At 26.2% G+C, this 6269-nt stretch carries 5 protein-coding genes and 3 tRNA genes; 1 reads left to right on the top strand and 7 read right to left on the bottom strand.

Translation table 11 applies throughout. The annotated features are described in order from the left end of the window. Window positions 1-4: 4 nt before the first annotated feature. From ACYUE0_RS10705 to ACYUE0_RS10680, 6 genes are all read right to left on the bottom strand, one after another. Window positions 5-81: transfer RNA gene (locus ACYUE0_RS10705), tRNA-Arg, on the bottom strand. A gap of 5 nt (window positions 82-86) precedes the next feature. Next, window positions 87-160, bottom strand: a tRNA-Gly gene (locus tag ACYUE0_RS10700). Window positions 161-173: 13 nt separating this feature from the next. Beyond that, window positions 174-249: transfer RNA gene (locus tag ACYUE0_RS10695), tRNA-Pro, on the bottom strand. 358 nt (window positions 250-607) lie between these two features. After that, complete coding sequence (locus tag ACYUE0_RS10690) at window positions 608-1078, bottom strand: metallophosphoesterase family protein (RefSeq protein ID WP_061995897.1); 471 nt, start codon at window positions 1076-1078, stop codon at window positions 608-610. 129 nt (window positions 1079-1207) lie between these two features. Beyond that, window positions 1208-1807: an RdgB/HAM1 family non-canonical purine NTP pyrophosphatase gene (gene rdgB, locus ACYUE0_RS10685; RefSeq protein WP_460270506.1), complete on the bottom strand. Its 600-nt coding sequence runs from the start codon at window positions 1805-1807 to the stop codon at window positions 1208-1210. A 79-nt stretch (window positions 1808-1886) separates the two neighbouring features. Further along, the gene (locus ACYUE0_RS10680; protein WP_460270505.1) at window positions 1887-2864 is read right to left on the bottom strand and encodes an AIR synthase family protein; all 978 of its coding nucleotides are present in this window, start codon (window positions 2862-2864) and stop codon (window positions 1887-1889) included. Window positions 2865-3247: 383 nt separating this feature from the next. Between ACYUE0_RS10680 and ACYUE0_RS10675 the strand changes: the two genes are divergently transcribed. After that, window positions 3248-4645: a hypothetical protein gene (locus ACYUE0_RS10675; protein WP_061995900.1), complete on the top strand. Its 1398-nt coding sequence runs from the start codon at window positions 3248-3250 to the stop codon at window positions 4643-4645. A gap of 14 nt (window positions 4646-4659) precedes the next feature. Here the strand turns inward: ACYUE0_RS10675 and ACYUE0_RS10670 are convergent, their stop codons facing one another. Next, entirely contained in the window at window positions 4660-6213 is a 1554-nt protein-coding gene (locus tag ACYUE0_RS10670; RefSeq protein ID WP_460270504.1) for an ABC transporter substrate-binding protein, read from the bottom strand. Window positions 6214-6269: the final 56 nt, after the last annotated feature.

The raw sequence follows: 6269 nt of genomic DNA, 5'->3' as shown, positions 1-6269 counted from the left end.
ATAATGGTGCGTTTTAAGGGATTCGAACCCCTGGCCCACGCCTTAGAAGGGCGTTGCTCTATCCAACTGAGCTAAAAACGCATACTTGGAGCGGGTGAAGGGAATCGAACCCTCGTAACTAGCTTGGAAGGCTAGCACTCTACCATTGAGTTACACCCGCAAGTTTTAAAAAGTGGTCGGGGTGACAGGGATTGAACCTGCGACCTCATGGTCCCAAACCACGCGCGCTCCCATCTGCGCCACACCCCGATATACTTACTTGCTCATCGTTAAGAACTTGTTTTATCTCCTAACGACAATAGTTATTCTACATTATCTTGCAAAATAAGTCAACACTTTTTGTTGAAAAAGTTTATTTTTTTTGCAGAAATATTACCAACTATTGAAAACACTACCTTACAATACTATAAAAAAATATGCATTTCATTATTTTTTTATAGTATTGTAATATATTTTTTTTACCTTTTATTAATATTAATATATTTTTATAAAAATAATCATTTTTATCCTATATTCATTATTTAGTTAATTTAAAGAATACTATAAATATTAGATTTAATATTTTTTTAAATATTAATATAATTCCCCTTTTATCATATGTTTATACTTAAATCCTTATAATTTTGCACTCTATATTATTCTCATTAATTTCCATTATAGCTATAGATGGATTTCTATCTATAGGTTCACCTACACTCCCTGGATTTATAAATAATATACCTCCATCTTTTTCTATAAATGACATGTGGCTATGTCCATATAAAACAATATTAGCACCGATCTCCATTGCCCTATATTTTAGATTAAAAGTATTTAATTTAACTCTATAACAATCACCATGAGTTAAAAATATTGTATGTCCTTTTAGTTTATATACAGCTTCTTTAGATAATTTTTTCGTTGTATCACAGTTACCACAAACCCCTATTATTTTCCCTTTATAAATTCTTTTTATATAATCAATATCCTCATAATTATCTCCTAAATGGAAAACAAGATCACACTTTTTAATTTTTTCTGTTGCTTTATCCATATTTGCTTTATTTCTATGAGTATCACTAAGAATCCCAACTAACATTTTCTATATTACCCTTTCTCTAATAAAAACTTACTTTAAAAATATATCTCACCAATAAAAATTTATTAGTGAGATATATTTATTTAAAGTACCAAATTTCAACTTATATTTCTTCAAAGCAATATTTTTTTATATTTTATTTAATTCTTTCTTTAATTGTTCTAATGCTCTTCCTCTATGACTCATTGCATTTTTAACCTCACTAGACACTTCGCCAAATGTTTTTTCTAATTCTTCAACATAAAACAATGGATCGTATCCAAATGCACCTTCTATTTCTCTATATTCTTCAGTTATCTTACCATTAACTTTACCTTCTACTTTTACTACAGTATTGTCATTAACGATTAATACCATAGCACAAAGAAATGCAGCATCCCTTTTTTTAAAAGGAACACCTTGTAATTCTCTTATAAGTTTTTTATTATTTTCTATACTATTCCCATGTTCTCCACTATATCTAGCTGAGTATATTCCTGGAGCACCCTTTAAAGCATCTACTGCTAATCCAGAATCATCTGCTAAAACCATATATTTTCCTTTGCATAAATCATATATAGCTTTAGCTTTTATGTATGAATTTTCTATAAAAGTTTTTCCATTCTCTTCAATGTCTATTTCTATTCCCGCTTCTTTTAGACCTAGTATTTCATACGAAAAATCTTTCAACATTTCCTTTATTTCTTCTATTTTATGATTATTATTGCTTGCCACTATTATCTTTTTCATGTCATTCTCCTTTTATATTGTTAACTTTTTATTTATATATTTATCATTAATATAAACTTTTATCTTTTTTAACTATATTTTAATTAATATTAAAAAGTTCATCTCTTTTTGGAGGTCTAACTTCTATCTTACAATTATTCTCTATTAGTACTCCTTTAGCCTCTGTTATTTTTCCTATTACTGCACCCTCTATATTTTCATCTTTTAGTTTTCTAACAAGTTCATCTCCGTTTTTTGTAATTATAACCATACTTCCAGAGGATATAAATCTTAAGGGATCTATTTTAAACTCATTACATAATTTCATTGTTATTTCACTTACAGGTATTTTTTCTTTATATATTTCGAACCCTAAATTGCTGCCTTCTGCCATTTCCCAAAGTGCACCTAATAGTCCACCTTCTGTAATGTCATGCATTGCATTAACTTTATAATTACCTGCTATTATTCCTTCTTTTACAACACTTATATCATTTACATACTCTCTTGCAAGCTTAATTTCTTCATCTGTAAGTACTTTTCTACAACGCTGTTCATAATCATTAACTAGTATACTAGTTCCCTCTATACACAATCTTTTTGTAACTACAATATCATTACCTGTTTTAGCACCCCTTGTTGATATGGCAGATAAAGCTTTTCCTTTTCCTAAAGCGGTGCAAGAAACCACTATTTTATTTACAGCTTCTGTTACTTCTGTATGCCCACCTAAAATTTCTACATTTAATTTCTTAGTCTCTTCATCTATTTCCATCATAATTTTTTTTATATCTTCTAATGTAGCCGTAGGTGGTACCAATATTGTTACAAGTATACCTACTGGTTCTACTCCACAAGATGCTATATCATTGCAATTTATATTAACTGCTATCCTACCTATATTTTCATCTGCACCTGTTACCGGATCTGTTGAAACCACACATTCATAATCACCATAATTTATAACGGCACAATCTTCTCCTATACCATTACTTATTCTAACGTCTTTTCTTTTAACACTTTTATTATTATCTATAATTTCTTTTAAATCATCCCAATTAAGCTTTCCAACCTTCATAAGTACATCTCCTTTTTTTCCACTAATCCCATTACACTTCTATAGGGTTCCAAGTTGACTTTTAAAATTATCCATTCCAAAACTTGGATACCTAAAATAGTGAGACATGCTCTGAATCACTTAAAATTCAACACTGTATCTCGTGTGAAAATATTTTAAAGTTATTGAATAAATTTAAATTGGAGCTTGTTTCCCTATAGTTATAATTGGTTCATAATCCTCTTTATAAAAACATATTATATATTAAAATAGATTTATTATTATGTATTAAAATTTAATTTCCAATAAAATTATTAATTAAATAACATTTATTTCAGATTTAAGCACATTTTCTAATTTACAATCATATTATTAAATATAATCAATATTATGGTGGTGTTACGTTGAGATATATAGGTCCTTTTCTAAGAATTAATATACTAGATAATGAAAACATAAAAAGTCAACTTTTTCATTTATCAAAACACTCTATTTTTAACATAGTATTTAGTTCAGGCTGTGGGGTTATTTCACCTAATTTAAGGTCTAAAAATAAAATCTTACCCACAACTGATGATATCATAAACGATGCAAATTCTCCACTACTTAGCCTTTATAGAAAGGCTAATGGAAAACTTTTAACTACAGATTCTCAGCTTAAATGGAATGAAAAAAAATTTAAAAAAGAGATAAATATTGCTGCTAATGCTCTTATGACTTTATCTATATTAGAACTTGCAGATTATTATAATGAATTTTTGGATATAGATGAAAATAAGTATGCTTTGAAAAATCAATATCTAGATTTAGCATCTGAACAATTAGAATTCTACGCTTTGTATTGCAGAAATAATGAAGGAGTTTTTGTAGATAAAGTTGATACAACTGAAGCTATTGCTGGGCAATATAATCTTTATGATAAAAATACTAAATTTAAATTTTCAACTCAAGCACTTTTTATGTCAGCATACTATAAATTTTCAACATATGATAAATTTAATTACAATAATCAATATAAAAATTTTTCTTTAGACATATTAAATATGTTTTTAGATTTTAAAGAAGAGGTATATAACATACCTCAAGATGAATTAATAAAAGTTTGTTTTGCTTTTATTACTTTTTATAAGTATTCACATATAGACGAAGCTAAATATTTACTTCTAGATTTTGCTGATTTGATGCTTGAAAATTTAAAATATATTCCACCAACTGCTTTAAAAGATAATTTAGATACAACTGCTCTTTTATATATAAATTGTATGTTTATTTATAAAGAAACTAAAATTAAAAAATTTAAACAAGCTAGTGAAAAAGCATACTCTGTCTTAGAAAGTCTATACGATTCTAATAAAGGCTTATTTCTAAAAGATATTGAAGAAAAGGAAAATAAAATTTATTGTGATGAAATTATTTTATATCTTTATGCAATGATGCTGCATAATGATATGAAAAAATCTGATGGAGAAGAAAGTGACAATTCTAAGGTAAATAATGTTTATAGAAACCAAGTTATTGGATGGGATTTAGTATTAAGTTGGCCTGATTGTCCTAGTTTAGATGATATTGAGAGATATAAAAATTTTTCTTCTAACTCCGAAGATTTATTACAGGAAGAGTATTTTAGAATGTCTTCACTCCAATCAGCTGAAACAAACGGTTTGGCACCAATTTTTTCGAAATATGTAACTTATAATACACGAAAAAATTCATTAAAACCTAATAAGTTAACTTTCGATGCCTATAAAAACATGTTGATTTTTTATGTTATATTATTTAGTAAAAGAGTAGAAAGATCCTGATGTTTAGGATCTTTCTACTCTTTTAAATTTAATTTTTTTAAATTACAAAGAACTATATTACCGTGTTTATTAATATAAATATTTTCTATATTGTTTTTTTTACATAACACAGTATTTAAATTGTATATTGGTATAATAGGTAATTCTTCTCTTAGAAGATCTTCACATTGCTCATATATTTCAATTTTATCTTTATTGTATTTTTCTCCTAATAATTGCTGTACCGATTTATCATATTTTTCATTTGCAAATCCATAAAACTCTTTATATTTTTCACTTGACAAATTCAAAAAATATTTATCTTTATCTCTGTTGTTATCTAGTTCTAATATCATATGAAACTTATTATTTTTGGTTAGTTCCTCATCATTATTATAAGCTTTTAATTTTATATCAATATCTAAATCATCTTTAATGTCTTTTGACAAATCTTCTGCTATTCTTTTTTCTATAGGATTATTCTTATATAAAAAAGTAATAACTTCATCCTTATATTTACTATTTTTTAAATATCTTAATGCAAGATTATTATTTCCATAAGAAGAAAACTTACCACATTGATCAGCTCCATAACAAGATGCAACATTTCCAAATTCCTTACATATTTGTTGGATAAAAAATTCTTTTGACATACTTTCATTTATTGCTCTTCTAAAATTTAAATCTGTAGTTATTAAATCCTTATTTAAATTAAAGTTTATATACATAGAAGAATCTCCATCAAATCCTTGTAAAAAGTTTTTTTCTTCAAGTCTTGATAATTCATTTATAGGTGGATCAATCATTATGTCTAATTTACTTTCCTTTTCCTCAAAATAAGCTAATGCTTTTTCTTTATCATTAATAAAAGAAATAATAATTTTCTCATTTGTAACTAAATTATTTTTATAATAATTTTCATTTTTTGATATTACAATTTCATTATCCTCTGCTATATCTTGTATTATAAATGGCCCTGTAAATAATGTGTCTTTTGTTATGGTATTTTCATTTTTTAATGCGGTATACTTTCTAAGAGACATCACCGGTTTTGATAACATATATATAAAATTTTCACAAGGATTATTCAATCTTATAGCTAGTGTTTTTTCATCTATTGCCTTTATAGCTACATTAGAGAAATCCTCTGTATCATTTATAAATTGTTTTACTCCAAATATACAATTTAAATCTTCTCTATATATATTTTTTTCATCACATAAGAATTCCTCAAAAAACTGAACAAAATCATTTGCAGTTATCTTTTCCCCATTACTATATCTTATGTTTTCTCTTAAATTAAAAGTATATTGTATTCCGTCCTCACTTACATTATATTCTTTACATAAAGCTGGTACTATTTCACCCTTATCATTTAAAGATACAAGTCCTTCAAATAAAGATACAATTAAATCTTTTTCTCGTACATTTTTATTATCAGTCATAATAAGATTTTTAGGTCTTTGTTCCATATTGTATATTACATATTTATTTTTTTGATTAGACTTACTATTTTCATCATTACCCTCTATTGAAAAAGAAAATAACAAAATTAATATTGTTAATGTTAATAAAATTATCTTTTTCACATTTTTTCCTCCCTTATTATAACTATGTATCTTTTTTAACAGTTCCATATTATCTA

This window comes from Clostridium sp. CTA-19 (genome assembly GCF_054767855.1).
This window is presented reverse-complemented; position numbering and strand designations above follow the sequence as displayed.

Excerpts from the sequence above, each read along its gene's own strand:
- ACYUE0_RS10690 (WP_061995897.1), bottom strand. The coding sequence starts at position 1,078 with ATGTTAGTTGGGATTCTTAGTGATACTCATAGAAATAAAGCAAATATG.
- ACYUE0_RS10680 (WP_460270505.1), bottom strand. The coding sequence starts at position 2,864 with ATGAAGGTTGGAAAGCTTAATTGGGATGATTTAAAAGAAATTATAGAT.
- rdgB (WP_460270506.1), bottom strand. The coding sequence starts at position 1,807 with ATGAAAAAGATAATAGTGGCAAGCAATAATAATCATAAAATAGAAGAA.